This is a genomic window from Amycolatopsis sp. NPDC000009 (genome assembly GCF_055563465.1).
The window spans coordinates 250838-266355 of sequence record NZ_JBVHDI010000002.1; the positions used below are offsets into that span (position 1 = coordinate 250838).

General features: G+C 69.2%; 13 protein-coding genes. 10 read left to right on the top strand and 3 right to left on the bottom strand.

The features are described 5' to 3' along the window. Positions 1 to 4 precede the first annotated feature (4 nt). Positions 5 to 1009 (bottom strand): ABC transporter substrate-binding protein, encoded by a 1005-nt coding sequence (locus ACZ3HL_RS07230; RefSeq protein WP_465410776.1) that lies wholly within the window; start codon positions 1007 to 1009, stop codon positions 5 to 7. Between the two features lie 247 nt (positions 1010 to 1256). Continuing rightward, positions 1257 to 2216, bottom strand: a complete 960-nt coding sequence (locus ACZ3HL_RS07235; RefSeq protein ID WP_465410777.1) for an ABC transporter substrate-binding protein — start codon at positions 2214 to 2216, stop codon at positions 1257 to 1259. Between the two features lie 728 nt (positions 2217 to 2944). Between ACZ3HL_RS07235 and ACZ3HL_RS07240 the strand changes: the two genes are divergently transcribed. From ACZ3HL_RS07240 to ACZ3HL_RS07270, 7 genes are all read left to right on the top strand, one after another. Next, positions 2945 to 6055 carry a sensor histidine kinase gene (locus ACZ3HL_RS07240; RefSeq protein WP_465411202.1) on the top strand — a complete coding sequence of 1037 codons (3111 nt, stop codon included), beginning with the start codon at positions 2945 to 2947 and terminating at the stop codon, positions 6053 to 6055. A gap of 20 nt (positions 6056 to 6075) precedes the next feature. Then, positions 6076 to 6534, top strand: coding sequence for a roadblock/LC7 domain-containing protein (locus ACZ3HL_RS07245; RefSeq protein ID WP_085939650.1), 459 nt, complete (start codon positions 6076 to 6078; stop codon positions 6532 to 6534). Between the two features lie 25 nt (positions 6535 to 6559). Continuing rightward, positions 6560 to 7345 (top strand): DUF742 domain-containing protein, encoded by a 786-nt coding sequence (locus tag ACZ3HL_RS07250; RefSeq protein WP_465410778.1) that lies wholly within the window; start codon positions 6560 to 6562, stop codon positions 7343 to 7345. Further along, positions 7326 to 7934 (top strand): GTP-binding protein, encoded by a 609-nt coding sequence (locus ACZ3HL_RS07255; RefSeq protein WP_007033392.1) that lies wholly within the window; start codon positions 7326 to 7328, stop codon positions 7932 to 7934. The genes ACZ3HL_RS07250 and ACZ3HL_RS07255 overlap by 20 nt, the downstream gene beginning before the upstream one ends. Before the next feature lie 430 nt (positions 7935 to 8364). Further along, positions 8365 to 8784, top strand: a complete 420-nt coding sequence (locus tag ACZ3HL_RS07260; protein ID WP_005156190.1) for a roadblock/LC7 domain-containing protein — start codon at positions 8365 to 8367, stop codon at positions 8782 to 8784. A 3-nt stretch (positions 8785 to 8787) separates the two neighbouring features. After that, positions 8788 to 9369, top strand: coding sequence for a DUF742 domain-containing protein (locus ACZ3HL_RS07265; RefSeq protein WP_465410779.1), 582 nt, complete (start codon positions 8788 to 8790; stop codon positions 9367 to 9369). 56 nt (positions 9370 to 9425) lie between these two features. Next, complete coding sequence (locus ACZ3HL_RS07270) at positions 9426 to 9752, top strand: hypothetical protein (protein WP_465529433.1); 327 nt, start codon at positions 9426 to 9428, stop codon at positions 9750 to 9752. Positions 9753 to 9790: 38 nt separating this feature from the next. Here the strand turns inward: ACZ3HL_RS07270 and ACZ3HL_RS07275 are convergent, their stop codons facing one another. Further along, positions 9791 to 12034, bottom strand: coding sequence for a helicase-associated domain-containing protein (locus ACZ3HL_RS07275; RefSeq protein WP_465529435.1), 2244 nt, complete (start codon positions 12032 to 12034; stop codon positions 9791 to 9793). Between the two features lie 93 nt (positions 12035 to 12127). Between ACZ3HL_RS07275 and ACZ3HL_RS07280 the strand changes: the two genes are divergently transcribed. From ACZ3HL_RS07280 to ACZ3HL_RS07290, 3 genes are all read left to right on the top strand, one after another. Continuing rightward, complete coding sequence (locus ACZ3HL_RS07280; RefSeq protein WP_007033389.1) at positions 12128 to 12310, top strand: hypothetical protein; 183 nt, start codon at positions 12128 to 12130, stop codon at positions 12308 to 12310. Between the two features lie 100 nt (positions 12311 to 12410). After that, the gene (locus ACZ3HL_RS07285) at positions 12411 to 13814 is read left to right on the top strand and encodes an NAD-dependent malic enzyme (RefSeq protein WP_465410782.1); all 1404 of its coding nucleotides are present in this window, start codon (positions 12411 to 12413) and stop codon (positions 13812 to 13814) included. Between the two features lie 148 nt (positions 13815 to 13962). After that, positions 13963 to 15510, top strand: a complete 1548-nt coding sequence (locus tag ACZ3HL_RS07290) for an alpha/beta hydrolase (protein WP_465529437.1) — start codon at positions 13963 to 13965, stop codon at positions 15508 to 15510. Positions 15511 to 15518: the final 8 nt, after the last annotated feature.

Here is a 15518-nt window from a genome sequence, read left to right on the forward strand (position 1 = left end):
ACCTTTATCCAGCTTGAGGGGCGAGCATCGGAGCGGCGTCGAGCTTGGCCGTGATCACTCCGGTCTGCAGCAGCAGGTCCGGCACTCGCTGCAGGCGACGGGCGTCCAAAGTGGACCCGAACGTCGGCAGCGTGAGCAGTGAGGCGGTTTCCGCGTCGACCTTGGCGTACTTGACGACCAGGGGTTCGATCTTGGAGCGGTCGGCCGAGTCGCGCACGGCCTTGCCCAGTGCGCGCTGGAACGCGGCCAGCGTCTTGGGGTTCTTGTCCACGAAGGAGCCGAGCGCGCCGAAGCCCGCCAGGGGGAAGTCCTGCGTGGCGCCGGTCGAGATGTCGACGACCGGGGTCGCGCCGACGACCTTCGAGGCCTGGGTCAGGAACGGCTCGGGCAGGTAGCCCGCGTCGACCTGGCCCGAGGAGAGCGCCGCGGCGATGTTCGGCAGCGCCATCGGCACCCACTGGACCTTGCTGGTGTCGACGCCGTGGTCCTTCATCACCGAGACGGTGAGCAGGTGGGAGGCGGTGTTCTTGTCGGTGATCGCGATCTTCTTGCCCGCGAGGTCGTTGATCGTCTTGACCGGGGAGGTCGGCACGGTGACGACCGCGTTGCTCTTGGGGCTGGCCGAAACCGAGTCGGCGACGAGGCGGATGTCGGCCGCGCCCTTGCTCTTCGCGACGAAGAACGGGAAGTAGGTGGAGAAGGCGATGTCGACCTCGCCACCGATCATCTTGGTCATCGCCTGCTGACCACTCGGCGCGTCGACCGCTTCGACCTCGAGACCTTCGGCCTTGAAGTAGCCGCCTTCCTGCGCGAGCCGCAGCGGCGCGAGGTCGACCACGGGCAGCAGGGCCACCTTGATCTTCGTCTTCTCCAGCCCGCCTTCGCCACCCGACGCCTTCGACGTGTCCTCGCCGCCGAGTGCGCCACAGGCGCCCAACGTGGCCAGCATGAGCGCGCTCAGGGCGACGCTGACGGCACCCCGTCCTCTACGTGCACCGGTCCTGCTCATGGCGTTTCGAAACAAAGCCAGCTCCTCGGAAACAATGAATCACCGTTGGGTTTTTTCATCCGTGTCGTGGCTTCATTTCGCCAGGCACGCGGTCACCTTAGAGATTTGCCCACCTGCTCACAATGGGTGTCGTGAGCGGGTGATCATTTTAGGCCATTCGCCCGATCACCTGATCACCCGCTTGGACATCATTACTTTCAGTGACTGAATTTCGCGTGGATGGGCGATTCGGAGTAACCGCGAGTCATCAGCTCGTGGGCTGCGTCGCGATCATCGGGCCGACGTCGATCTTGCTCTGGATCGCGCCCATCTGCAGGAGCAGGTCCGGGACGCGCTGGATGCGGCGGGGGTCCAGGGCGGACTGGAAGGTCAGCAGCGTGGTCAGCGCGGCGGTGTCCTGGTCGATCTTGGCGTACTTGACCAGCAGCGGCTCGATCTTGGAGCGGTCCACCGCGTCGCGGGTGGCCTTCTGCATGGCCCGCTGGAAGGCGGCCACGGTCTTCGGGTTCTCCGAGACGAACTTGCCGAGAGCGCCGTAGCCCGCGGTGGGGAAGTCCTGCGTCGCCCCGGTGGCCGTGTCGACGATCGGGATGGTGCCCGCCTGCTTCGCGGCCTGCGTGATGAACGGCTCGGTGAGGAAGCCGGCGTCGATGTCGCCGTTCTTGATCGCGGCCGCCATGTTCGGCGGCGGGACCGGCACCCACTGGACCTTGCTGAAGTCGACACCGTGGTCCTTCATCACCGACTTGGTGAGGGTGTCGGACACGGTGTTCGGCGCGAAGATGCCGATCTTCTTGCCGGCCAGATCGTTGACGGTCTTCACGGAACTCGTCGGGACGGTGACCACCATGGTGCTCTTCGGCCCGGCGGACGAGGCGTCGGAAACCAGCTTGATGTCGGCGGAACCCTTGCTCATCGCGATGAAGAACGGCGTGTAGCTGGCGTAGGCGATGTCGACCTCGCCGCCGATGAGCTTGGTCAGCGAGATCTGACCGGTCGCGGCTTCGACCAGCTCGACGTCCAGGCCCTCCGTTTTGAAGTACCCGCCGTCCTGGGCCAGGCGCAGCGACGCGGTGTCGATGGTCGACATCGTCGCGATCTTGATCTTCGACTTCTCGAGGTTCCCGGAGCCGCCGGAGGAGGACGACGAATCCTCGCCGCCGAGCAGGCCGCAGCCGCTGACCGATACCGAAACGACGGCCGCCATCGCGAGAGCGAGGGCTCCACGCCGACCCAGGCTGACGCTCAAGGCCTTCTTCGAGCATGCAGAGCCAAGCAAAGGGGTGCTCCTGATCAGGGGAGGGACACGTGATGACGTGGCCTGATGTGGAATTCGGAAGTGACTCTTTGCCGAGTCACGGGGCCCACTGTAGAGAACACGCACAGTGCTCACAATGGGTGGTCATCCTATGATCCCAAGCGGTAACGATCACCCGAACAGGTTGTTTGTCAGAAGTGAACACAACTGGGCGTGTTCGAGGCGGGGACTTGTTGACGATTGAGCGTCAACGGGTCAAGACCCGTCCGGGGCCTACTCGCAGGTCTTGACCGAAGGGTTACATCTGGGCCGCCCGTTCGCTACCCTCATGCACCGGTAGTGAGGTGTGGACCACTGATGTAGTGAAAGAGAGTGCCTTGGATGGCCGAACGCTCTGGACCTTTCCCGAGGTGCAAGGCACTCTGTGTCAAACACGGTGAACACGTCCGTGCTTCACTGGTGCGCGCCCGCGCACTGGCGGGTTAGGCCGAACAGACCAATGGCACCTAGCAGGGTTTCGGTCAAGTGCACTTGAGAGATCGCGTCGAAGAAGACTTCCTCATTCGGATGAGTGGATACTCACGCCGTGCGCGTCCCTCCCGGATGACGGGAGCGTGCGGGTAGTGGTCTCCGACAACCGACCCAGACAGCAGCAGTACGGCCAGCTCGAGAACGGCATGTCCAAAATGGGCTTTCCCGGCCCGAATGAAGATGATGGTGGTGCGGCGGTGCCGAACGAAGACACCGCGGGGGTGGGAGGGACCCCTGCGCGGGAAACCGGAGACGGTCCTGGGGGGAAGGCCGGGTCGTTCCTGGGCCTGCGCAACTGGCGCCTGCGATCGAAGCTCGCGGCCGTCCTGATCATCCCGACGCTGACCGCGCTCGCGCTCGGCACCTTGCGCGTGATCGACGACAGCAGCGAGGCGGCCCGGTTCCAGGACACGGCCGACCAGGTCGCGTTCGCGGACAAGATCACCCTCGTGGTGCACGAGCTGCAGAGCGAACGCGCGCTGGCCGTCGCCAAGATCGCCTCGCAGGACGCGTCGCGCCAGAACGGTCTCGACGCGCAGATCGCCAAGGTCGACCGCGCCATCGACGATCTGCGCGCCTCGGCGAACCAGATCAACCCGGACGACCAGGACACGAGGGACCGCTACGCGCGTGGTCTGCAGCGGCTCGACGCCCTGCGCCCCCTGCGCGGAGCGATGAACACCTCGCTGCTGGGCGACACCCCGGTCCTCATCGCCTACTCCGGCATCCTCGACTCGCTGGTCCAGCTCGGCCGCGAGGTGACCACCGCGGTGGCCAACCGCGACGTGCTCCGGCTCGGCGTCACCGTGCAGGCCATCAGTGAGAGCAAGGAGTACATCGCCCGCGGTGACGCGGCGCTGCTGATCGCCTCCTTCCGCTCCGGGTTCCCCGGCGACCTGTTCGACCAGGCCCGCTCGGCGGTCGCGAGCGGCGACGCCTCGACGGCGGCCTTCATCGCCAACGCCAGCCCCGAACAGCGGCAGCTCTACTCGGACACCTTCTCCGGTCCCGAGGTCGACGACCGCCGCCGGATCACCACGATGGCGTTCTCGCTGCACCAGCAGAACGAACCGCCGTCGATCGACAACGTCGCGCTCGGCAACGACAGCCGGGTCGCGCTGGACAAGCTGCGCGCGGTCGAGACCAATCTGCTCGGCCAGCTGCGGGCGCAGGCCGACGGCCTGGCCACCGACGCGATCAACTCGGCCTGGATCGGCGGCGCGATCGTGCTGCTGGCCCTGCTCGCGGCGCTGGTCCTGATGCTCGTCATCGCCCGCCTGATGCTGCGCCCGCTGCGGGTGCTGCGGAAGACGGCGCTCGACGTCGCCTACACACGGCTGCCGGAAACCGTGCAAGCGATCCTGGACGACCCGGACCCGGTCAACGCCTCGAAGCGGTCGGTCGAGCCGGTGCCCGTCACTTCGCGTGACGAGATCGGTGAAGTGGCGCGGTCGTTCGACGTCGTCCACGAACAGGCCGTCAAGATGGCCGCCGAACAGGCCCTCCTGCGCGAGAACGTCAACGGCATCTTCGTGAACCTGTCCCGCCGGTCGCAGCGGCTGGTGGAACGCCAGCTCGGCGTCATCGACCGGCTCGAGGCCGACGAGCAGGACCCGGACCACTTGGCCAGCCTGTTCGAGCTCGACCACCTCGCCACGCGGCTGCGCCGCAACGGTGAAAGCCTCCTGGTGCTCTCGGGCGCCGGTCTCGCGAAGTCGGTGCCCAAGCCGGTGCCCGCCGCCGACGTCATCGGCGCCGCGGTCTCCGAGATCGAGCAGTACGCCCGGATCGAGATCGGGATCGTCCCCGAGGTCGCCGTCCAGGGCCTGACGATCCACGACCTCGTGCACGTGCTCGCGGAACTGCTGGACAACGCCACCTACTTCTCCGAGCCGGAGACGAAGGTGACCGTCCGCGCGGTGATCACCCGCAAGAAGGCGCTCGCCATCCAGGTCACCGACCACGGTGTCGGCATGACCGAGGAGCGGCTCGCCGAGGTCAACCAGCGGCTCGCCGACCCGCCGGACCTGGACGTCTCGGTGACCCGGCGGATGGGCCTGTACGTGGTCGCGCGCCTGGCGCGCCGCCACGGCATCGAGGTCCGGCTCCGCGAGAACGAGGACATCGAGGGCGGCGTGATCGCGCGGGTCGTCGTGCCCGCCGAGCTGCTCACGCAGATGCGGCCCGGCGTGCGCAACACCCCGCCGCCGGCGAACCGCTCGGAGACGTCGATGCCTTCGATGCCGTCGGTGTCCGAGATGTCGAGTTCGCTGCCGAACGTCCCCGCCTCCGACCGCGGCCTGGAGATGACCCCACCGCCGCCGTCGAAGCCCCCGGCTTCGCAACCGGTCGCGCAGCAGGGCGGGCTCGTCCCGCTCGACCAGCCGATCAGCCTCGACGACCTGGTCGCGGGCAAGAACGCGGCCGGGCCGTTCCTCAGCCCCGCGACACCCGCGGAGGAGGCCCCGGCGTGGCCGACGGCCGAAGACATCTCGCCGGCCAACGGCGACGGCGCCTCCAGCGGTACCGAGACGCAGTTCGCGTCGCTGGTGCTGCCGAAACGGGAGCCGAAGTACACCCCGGTCGAGCCGCGGAACACGCCTGAGGAGCCCGCCGAGTCCTCGGACGCCGGCAAGTCGGCGCTCGAAGACGATGTGCCGACCCGGCGGCTGCCGATCTACCAGTCGGTGCTCTCGCGCTGGTTCAGCGAAGGCGACGAGGCCGGAGGCGACAGCCCGACCACCTACACCGAGCCGGTCGAGTCCGGCCTGCCCGTGCGGACCCCCAACGGTGGCGCCGAGCCGGCGGAACCCGCCGCCGAGGACACGGCCGAAGAGGCATTGCCCACTCGGACCCCGCGCAGTGTTCCGCCGGAGACGGTGCTCCAGGACAATGGCTGGCGCAGCGCGTCGGACGACGGCTGGCAGGCGGCGCAGGTCCTGTACGAAGACCGGAATGACGAGATCACCCCGGCGGGCCTGCCCAAACGGGTGCCGAACCAGTACCTCGTCCCCGGCTCGATCGGCGGGAACGAGCCGAAGAAGGAAGACTCGTTCGCCGACAAGACCTCCGGAATGCCGGGAACGGGCGCGATCGCCCGCTCGGCGACGGCGGCGCGGAGTCGGATGGCAAGCTTCCAGAAGGGCTACACGTCGGGACGGCACGCGTTGAAGGAACGCCCGCTCGATGCGCTGGATGACAACGGCGTTCCGGTGACCGGCAGGGATACCTCTGCCGATGACAGCAGTAAGGAGTGACAGTGACACGGGCGGGTGCGATGCAGCCGGGTGGTCCGGCGCAGCCTGGCGGCCAGGCGCAGGGTAAAGGACACACGAGCAGCTTTGCCTGGCTGATCACGGATTTCGTGCACCGGGTCCCGGGCGCGGCGCATGCCGTGGTGGTGTCGGCGGACGGTTTGCTGCTGGCCTCCTCGAAGGGACTTCCCAAGGACAGGGCCGATCAGCTGGCCGCCGTCGCGTCGGGGCTCACGAGCCTCGCCCGCGGTGCGGCGAAGGTGTTCGAAGGCGGCACGGTCGCGCAGACGGTGGTCGAGATGGCCAACGGCTTCCTCTTCCTGATGTCGGTGTCCGACGGGTCCTGCCTGGCGGTCCTCGGCTCGCCGGAGAGCGACATCGGCCTGGTCGTCTACGAGATGACCCTGCTGGTGGAACGGGTGGGGCAACAGCTGACACCGGAGATGCGCGCGCAGCTGCAGGGCGCGTCGGTCCGCCGCTGAGCGACCGGGAACCGAGGAGAATGCCGTGGACGACGGGCGCTTGAGGGGCGATGGCCGGCTCGGTGACGACTTCTCCGGCGGGTGGTCGGAACGTGACGACGGCCGGGAGGACTGGACGTCCTTCCGGGACCGGGTCGACCGCGAATGGCGATCGCGGCGGACACAGGGGTCGGACAGCGACCCCGTGTCCCCGGACGAGGCCTCCCGCTGGCTGACCGATTCGAACGCGGGTCAGGGACCCGCCGATTTCAGCGTTTCGGACTACCGGGAACGCCTCCTCGGCGGCCCCGGGGCGGAACTGTTCGGTGGTGGCAGCGGTCCGCTCTACGACTCGGGAGAGTTCGCCAAGTTCTCCTTCGACAAGGAGGAGGAGCGCCGGGCGGCGGCGGCCGCCGCCGACCCGCTCGCCGCGGCATTGCCGCAGCAGGCGCAGAACGAGTACGTCGACGAGCAGTACACCACCGACGTCGAATCCTCCGGCCTGGTCCGGCCGTACTTCCGCACGCGGGGACGGACCAAGCCGACGTACGACCTTGCCATCGAGGCGTTGATCTCGACCAGCGAACAGGGACGTGTGCTCGACCGGGTGCGCGTCCCCGAACACCGGTCGATCTGCGACCTTTGCCTGGACACCCGGTCCGTCGCCGAAGTCGCGGCGCTGCTGCGCCTGCCGCTCGGCGTGGTCCGGGTGCTGATCGGAGACGTGGCCGGCCTCGGTCTGGTCCTGGTGCACACCGCCAGCCAGAACGTGGGTGACCGGCCGAGTATCGAGTTCATGGAGAGGGTGCTCAGTGGGCTTCGGAGAATTTGACTCCGACGCGAATGCGCCGCAGGTGACCGGACCGACTTCGTCGGCCAAGATCGTGGTCGCTGGCGGATTCGGCTCGGGGAAGACCACGCTGGTCGGAGCGGTTTCGGAGATCGATCCGCTGACCACCGAGGCCATGATGACCGAGGCCAGTACCGGCGTCGACGACAATTCGGCAACCCCGAACAAGTCGACGACGACCGTGGCCATGGACTTCGGCCGGATTTCGCTGGACTCGGACCTGGTGCTGTACGTGTTCGGTACGCCGGGCCAGCACCGGTTCTGGTTCATGTGGGACGACCTCGCGGTCGGTGCCATCGGCGCCGTCGTGCTGGTCGACACGCGGCGGCTGGCCGACGCGTTCCCGTCGATCGACTTCTTCGAGAACCGGAAGCTGCCGTACGTCGTGGCGATCAACTGCTTCGACCGGCTGCTGCACCACCAGATCGAGGACGTCCGGCACGCGCTGACGATCTCGCCGTCCGTGCCGATCATGGCCTGTGACGCCCGGGAACGTGAGTCCGCCAAGCAGGTGTTGATCTCGGTCGTGCAGCACGCCATCGCACACGATTCGGCGTTGCGCGCGGGGTAGAAACAGACGAAAGCCCGAAGCGGATGCGGCCGTTGGAGTGAACTCGGCAGGCTTCACCCGCTTCGGGGAGTGGCGTCACCGGCCGGACTGAACGCGGGGCGATCCCTTTCACGCGATCCGGCGCCGGTATCGCCCGATCGGGCGGCCAAGACGTCGATGACCTGCGCGGACACCGGTTCACGCCAGGTCTCACCCGGCCACCACGGGGTGACCCACGAATGCGTGGTTCGCGATGGGTCGACGCGGTGAGCGGCTGGACGTTCACGTTCGGTTAGCGCCGGTGGCCGGGTGGCGGGCTCGACACGATCGACGGGGCGAATACGCTGGGTGGAGGCGTCTTCCGGCTCGGCGGCACCGGGATCGGTGCAGGTCGGCGCGAGACGCCCGGACCACGCCGCCCAGGTGGTCTTGACGCAGCGAGGAGGGACTTGTGACGGCATCCGGGCAGCAAAGCTCGTTCGGCTGGCTCATCACGGATTTCGCGCGCCGGGTTCCCGGCGCGGCGCACGCCGTGCTGGTCTCCGCGGACGGGCTTCTCCTCGCGCCGTCGGACGGACTGCCGCAGGAACGGGCCGAACAGCTGTCCGCGGTCGCCTCCGGGCTGATCAGTCTCACCGCCGGCGCGGCGCGCTGCTTCGACGCGGGCGGGGTCAACCAGACCGTCGTCGAGATGGAACGCGGGTACCTCTTCCTCATGTCGGTCGCCGACGGCTCGTCACTCGCCGTACTGGCCGCGCCGACCTGTGACATCGGCACCGTGGCCTACGAGATGACCCTGCTCGTCGAGCGCGTCGGCCAGCAGATCACCCCCGAGCTGCGGGCGCAGCTGCAGGGCGGCGTCCGTGGGTGACCGATGAAGATCACCGGATTCACCGAACCGGAACCGTCCGGCTGGGACTCCCTCTACCAGGGCACCGAACGCGAGGCCTTCGACTCGCCGAGCCGCTTCGAGCTGAGCTCGATCAGCACGGTCATGCCGCGGCGCCCGCCCGCGCCGCCTCCCGAGCCTCCGCCGATGCCTTCGCCGGTCCGTCAGTCGCCGCCGCGTCCCACGCCCGCTGACGTCGCCCCCGCCTCGGTCTACCTGCCGCCGGCTTCGGGCTCCCGGGTGCGGCCCTACACCCGCACCGGCGGGCGCACCCGCACCGCGCACGACCTGGCGCTGGAGGCGCTGGTGTCGACCAGTGAGGACGGCCGCCGGTACCGCGGCGTGCGGACTCCCGAGCACCGTCAGATCTGCGATATCTGCCTGGACACCCGGTCGATCGCGGAGATCGCCGCGCACCTGCGGCTGCCGCTGGGCGTGGTGAAGGTGCTCGTTGGCGACATGGCGGACGCCGGTCTGGTGCTGATCCACCAGACCGAGCTGATCCTCGGCGACTCCTCTTCGCGCGCTTTCATGGAACGGGTGCTCCAAGGCCTGCGCGCCCTCTGACCCCCTCCCGCGTTTAGTCCTCTAAATGCGATCACGCAAGGGAGTTACTGAGGGGTGTGACGGTTCACGCGCATTGGGTGTTCATCGCCGACGGCGATGGTGATCTCTTCGGTCACTGCGACAAGGTGATGCGAGCGCTGCTCGAGCAAGAACGCTGCCTCGACGGCTTCGTGGACAGCGTGGTCTCCGCGGATGGCGGACGAGCGGTCATGGAGATCGAGGCCGACGTTTCCGGCGACGACCTCTCGCATTCGATCGCGAAGGCTCACGCCGCAGTCCGGTCCGCTCTGCATTCGGTCGGGATCGGGACGCCGGATTGGCCGACACACGGAGAGGCCATGTCGATGGTGCTGATGGACCTCCGCACCGAGCAGCTCGCGTAGCTGCCGACCGCATTCAGAGGACTAAATGCGCGGTGTGGTCAGTCTTCGACGAGGGCCGCCGACGTGATCCGGTGCAGCGGGTAGCGCTCGTTGTCGGTCCCTTCGAGGACTCCGCCGCCGACCCGCAGCGGCCGCACCACCCGCTGGCTCGCCGTCCCGCGTGAGTCGACGAACCCGATCCACACCTCGCGGCGCTCGACGGTCGCCTGCGACAGCAGCGCCAGCGTCGCGGAAGTGTCCCCGGCGCCGCCACCCTGCGGTGCGCGCACCGTCTCGCCCCGTCGGCGCGCCGAAGCGGCGTCACCGGCCCGGACATGCGCGACGATCTTGCCGACCTGCTCGTCGGTCAGCCCGGCGGGCTCGCCAGGCGCACGACGCGCGGTACGCGCCTTCGCGGGAAGACGACGTCCAGACGGCCTGATGTCCATGACCCGTCCGTCGGGCCCTTCGGCGGCCGGGGCGAATCCGGCGGCGCGGAGCGCGTCGAGGACTTCGGCGAGCGGGTACGCGCTGATGAGCACCGTCGGCGCGATCATCCGCAAGCCGTACTCGGTCGCGACGGGGCTCCCCATGACTTCGGCGAGCAGCGACGCGTCGTCGCAGCGCAGGAACGACTCGGCCGCCCCGCCGCGCAGCCGTCCGTGCCGCCGGGCGACGTCGTCGATCAGGTAACTCAGCGATTGGGGCACCGGCGTCGCCGACTTCGTCGAGAACAGCTGCTGCAGCTCGCCCGCGGTCCGCCCGGTGTCGAGCGCGCGCCGCACGGAGGTCTCGGTGATCCGGTAGACGGTGGCGTGCCCGGCCGATTCGATGTCGGCGACGGCGGTCATCTCGGCCGCGAGTTCGGCTTCCAACGGCCCGGGCGCGACCACGGTCAGGTCGGCCTGGACCAGCACGTGGTCCACCGGACGCGGCAGCGCGTCGATCATCGCCTCGACCGCTCCAGGCCGGTCTTCGGCCAGCAGGGCCCGGGTCGCCGTGGTGAGGCCGCCCAGCCCGATCAGGCCGAGCGCCGCCCCCTCGGCCATCGTCCAGCGCACCGTCTCGTCGCGCAGCCGCCCGCCCCGCCGCGGCGCGCGCCAGGCGAGCGCCGCGACCAGCTCGTCGGTGCTCTTCACGCCCGCGCCCTCGGGAAGCGCGGCCAAGGCGAGGAGGATCCGCCGCCGCGACGTGGGTGCCAGCGGACGGCGCAGATCTTCCGAGAGCGGCGCGATCGGCTTGTCCTTCGCGTCCCGCCCGCCGGCGAGACCGGGCAGCCGGGGCAGTTCGAGCCAGGCCTGGGCGATCGTCATCCAGCGCTGCGCGGTCGGCGACGCGAGCCACGAATCCGTGAGCGTCGTCGGCACCCATTCCGGCGTGGTCGCTTCGCTGTCGGCCACCAGCCCGGCGCCGACCGCGATCTCCGCGAGCAGGGTCACCCGCGTCTCGTCGACGTCGAGATCCTTGGCGAGCTTCTTGAGCTCGCGGACACCGAGCCCGCCGGATTTCAGCACCGGCGGCGGCGTCTCCGACCACGCGCGAAGCATGCTTTCGGTCTGGCGCAAGAACTCCATCGCTTCGCCGGCCGCCGTTGTGTCCACTGTGGACGTCTGGTGCGGATGCGTGGGGAGCTCCGGTTCGCGCAGCGAGGCCGGGTCGAACACCGACCCGCCGCGCAGCGCGATCCCGATCTCCCGCGGCAGCTCGACGGTCTGGTCGTCGCGGCGCAGCAGCAGGCCGCGCGCGAGCAGACGCTGGACGGGGTTCTGTGCCCGCTCCAGCGTGACGTCGGCCGCCGCGTCGCGGGTGCGGCCGATCGGCGGCCCGGCCGCCAGGGTGGTCAGGACGGCACGCTCGTCCTCGCCGACCTCCGCGAGCGCCGCCTCGATATCCGTTCCGGCGAGAGAGGGCGAAGACGCCCCGAGCCCGGCGGGGAAGGGACCGAGCGCGTCGCGGGCCGACGGCGGGACGCGCAGCGCGTCGTCCTCGCCCCAGACCAGCGCCCGTTTGCGCAACAGCGCCAGCGGCTCGCCGATCTCCTTGCCCACGAGCCGCGCGACCTCGGCCGCGGCGACGGGCCCGGTGTCCGCCCCGGCCAGCAGCAGGGCGTCGAGGGCGGCGAGCGTGAAGGTGTCGAGGTCTTCGCAAGCACGCGCGACGGAGCCCGGCGTGCCTGCCCGGGTGGCGAGCACGATGGTGTCGGACGGGGGCGGCGTGGACAGGTCGCGACGTGTGCGCAGCAGTGCGGCGAGCGCGTCGTCGGACTCCTGGCGCAGCCAGTCCGCCAGGGATGGCGCGGGCATAGACGACCAGGATACCGGGCGGGTGGTGGCCCGCCAGCCGCGTTCGGGCAGACTGTCCGGTGAGAACGGCTTGACCATGCTCTGGAGGACGTTGTGGCGAAGGGCGATAACAAGAAGCGCGCGGGCATCGACCCCACGTGGCCCGGTGAAGACGGGGAGCACCCCGTCACCGAGCTCGCGTCCGACCGGCAGGGCGCCTTGTCCCCGTTCGGCGACGTGACCTTCCCCCTCGAGAGCGTGCCTTACGTGCACCCGGAGACCGAGATCAACCGGTAGAAGTTACTGGTCAGTCACCCCCTGCGAGGGTCCGTGGCGGTCGTCACGGGAGTAGGTTTTCGATCGACCTATTCGAGCGTTCCTCAGCGGGGGTAGTGCCATGCCGGTTCCCGGTCCCGGATATTCGATCACCGTCCGGGTGGAGGCCCCCGCGTCGTCCACCGCGGCGGGTGATCTGACGACCGCCGTCGGCCGGGTCGGCGGCGTGCTGACCGCGTTCGACGTCGTCGAGTCGCACCCTGAGTCGATCGTCGTCGACATCAGCGCCAACGCCCTGTCGGAGAACCACGCGCAGGACATCACGCAGACCCTGGACTCGTTGCCGGGCGTCCGCGTGCGCAAGGTCTCCGACCGGACGTTCCTGATCCACCTCGGCGGCAAGATCGAGGTCAGCCCCAAGGTCGCGCTCCGCAACCGTGACGACCTCTCCCGCGCGTACACGCCGGGTGTCGCCCGCGTCTGCCAGGCGATCGCGGCGAACCCCGAGGACGCGCGCCGCCTGACCATCAAGCGCAACACCGTCGCGGTGCTCACCGACGGCTCCGCGGTGCTGGGACTGGGCAACATCGGCCCGGCCGCCGCGCTGCCGGTGATGGAGGGCAAGGCGGCGCTGTTCAAGAAGTTCGCCGACGTCGACGCGTGGCCGGTCTGCCTGGACACCCAGGACACCGAAGAGATCATCATGATCGCGAAGGCGCTCGCGCCGGTCTACGCGGGTATCAACCTCGAAGACATCGCCGCGCCGCGCTGCTTCGAGATCGAGAAGCGCCTGCGTGAGCAGCTCGACATCCCGGTGTTCCACGACGACCAGCACGGCACCGCGATCGTCGTGGTCGCCGCGCTGCGCAACGCCCTGCGCGTGGTCGGGAAGAACATCGAGGACTGCAAGATCGTCGTCAGTGGTGTCGGCGCGGCGGGCTCGGCGATCATCCGCCTGCTGCTGCGCAAGAACCCGGGCGACATCGTGGCCGCCGACATCGACGGCATCGTGCACTCCGCGCGCGGCAACCTCGACGACAACCTGACCTGGATCGCCGGGCACACGAACAAGGAGCAGCAAGCGGGCACGCTGCACGAAGCGCTCGTCGGCGCGGACGTGTTCATCGGCGTCTCCGCGCCGAATCTGTTCGGGGCCGAGCAGGTCGCGACCATGAAATCCGACGCCGTCGTGTTCGCGCTGGCCAACCCGGACCCCGAGATCGACCCGCTGGAAGCGCAGAAGCACGCGGCCGTGGTCGCCACCGGCCGCAGCGACTTCCCCAACCAGATCAACAACGTGCTCGCGTTCCCCGGCGTCTTCCGGGGGCTGCTCGACGCGCAGGCGCACCACATCGACGACTCGATGCTCCTCGCGGCCGCCGACGCCATCGCGGACGTCGTCGACAACGGCAAGCTGAACGCTTCGTTCATCGTGCCGAGCGTGTTCGACAACGCCGTCGCCCCCGCGGTGGCGGACGCGGTCAAGAAGGCCGCGAAGGCCGCCAAGGTCGCTGCCCACGAGTAGGACGCGGTAGCAAAGGTCCCTTGCTCCATTCGGGGGCGGCGTCATCACTGAGGCCGATCCGGCGGCCGACTTCAGGGTGACGACTCCGCCGATGGCCCGCTCATAGGCTCGACTCCGACCAGGAAGTCGATCATGACGGGGGTTGGGGATGAAACGCTCTGTCCTGAGCAGGATCGGGACACTCACGGCCGCGGCGGTCACCATGGCGGTACTCGTACCCGCCACGGCGTCCGCCGCGGTTTCGTCCGTGCGCTGGGGGCCGTGTCCGGAGGACGTGGCCGCGCCCGGCGTGCAGTGCGCCACCTTGAAGGTCCCGCTCGATTACCGGGATCCGGGTGGCAAGACCATCGACATCGCCGTTTCGAAGCTCGCCAGCACGAAGCCGGCGAAGCGGCGCGGGATCATGCTGACCAACCCGGGTGGCCCCGGCGGCCCAGGGCTGACCATGCCCGCCGGGCTGCGGTCGGCGGGCATGCCGTCGAGTGTGCTCGACGCGTACGACATCATCGGCTTCGACCCGCGCGGGATCGGGCGCAGCACGCCGGTCACCTGCGACCTCAAGCCCGAACAGCAGGTGAGCAACGTCCCGCCGTACGCGCGTGACGCGGCGGCGGTGGCGGAGCGCGCGAAGTACGTGGAGGGCATCGCGAAGCAGTGCGGGGCCTCGAAGACCGCCGCGAACCTGCCGTACATGACCACGGCCAACACCGCCCGCGACATGGACCGCATCCGGGAAGCCCTCGGCGAGAAGAAGCTCTCGTACTACGGCGTTTCGTACGGCAGCTACCTGGGCGCCGTGTATTCGACGCTGTTCCCGCGGCAGACCGATCGCGTCGTGATCGACAGCGTGACCGGCCCCGGCGGGCTCGATCCGGTCACCTCGCGCCGCCTGGCGGAGGGGTTCGAGGACCGCTTCCCGGACTTCGCGAAATGGGCGGCGGCACGGCACGCGAGCTACGGGCTTGGCCGCACTCCGCAGCAGGTGACGGCGAAGTTCTACGAACTGGTCGCCAAGCTCGACGGCGGCGCCGTCCCGGGTGTCGACGGAGCGGCGTTCCGCATGGGCACCTTCGGCGCGCTCTACGCGACCAGTTCCTTCCCGGTGCTGGCGCAGCAGTGGCAGGCGCTCGACACCGAGGGCACCGTGGAGCAGACCGCTCAGGCCCAGCAGATCGACCCGGCGCAGCTGCTGGCCGGTCAGCTGCACGTGGTCTGCAACGACGCGAACTGGCCCGAGGACGTCGCGACCTACCAGCGCAACGTCGCGAAGGACCGGGTGAAGTACCCGATGTTCGGCGCCGCCGGTGCGAACATCTGGGCCTGCGCGTACTGGCCGTCCGAGCCGATCGAGCCGCCGGTGCGGATCGGCGACCGGGGACCGTCGAACATCCTGATGGTGCAGAACCTTCGTGACCCGGCGACGCCGCTGAGCGGCGCCAAGGAGATGCGCCGCGCACTCGGTGACCGGGCGCGGATCGTGACCGTGGACGAGGGCGGGCACGGGGTCTGGCTGAGCGACGAGAACGCTTGCGGCAACAACGCCGTCAACCGGTTCTTCGTGGACGGCAAGCGTCCCGCGCGCGACACGGCCTGCGCGGCGGACAAGGGCGGGCTCTTCGCTTCGATGACGCCGGAGCAGCGGCAGGAACGGGAGAAGGCGCTCGACGAGGTTCGCTCGAAGCAGCGGATGTTTTAAGGACTAGC

What these genes read in the sequence shown, in the direction of transcription:
- ACZ3HL_RS07275 (WP_465529435.1), bottom strand. Translation starts at nt 12,034, where the DNA reads ATGCCCGCGCCATCCCTGGCGGACTGGCTGCGCCAGGAGTCCGACGAC.
- ACZ3HL_RS07265 (WP_465410779.1), top strand. Translation starts at nt 8,788, where the DNA reads ATGAAGATCACCGGATTCACCGAACCGGAACCGTCCGGCTGGGACTCC.
- ACZ3HL_RS07285 (WP_465410782.1), top strand. Translation starts at nt 12,411, where the DNA reads ATGCCGGTTCCCGGTCCCGGATATTCGATCACCGTCCGGGTGGAGGCC.
- ACZ3HL_RS07240 (WP_465411202.1), top strand. Translation starts at nt 2,945, where the DNA reads ATGTCCAAAATGGGCTTTCCCGGCCCGAATGAAGATGATGGTGGTGCG.
- ACZ3HL_RS07290 (WP_465529437.1), top strand. Translation starts at nt 13,963, where the DNA reads ATGAAACGCTCTGTCCTGAGCAGGATCGGGACACTCACGGCCGCGGCG.
- ACZ3HL_RS07230 (WP_465410776.1), bottom strand. Translation starts at nt 1,009, where the DNA reads ATGAGCAGGACCGGTGCACGTAGAGGACGGGGTGCCGTCAGCGTCGCC.
- ACZ3HL_RS07235 (WP_465410777.1), bottom strand. Translation starts at nt 2,216, where the DNA reads ATGGCGGCCGTCGTTTCGGTATCGGTCAGCGGCTGCGGCCTGCTCGGC.
- ACZ3HL_RS07245 (WP_085939650.1), top strand. Translation starts at nt 6,076, where the DNA reads ATGCAGCCGGGTGGTCCGGCGCAGCCTGGCGGCCAGGCGCAGGGTAAA.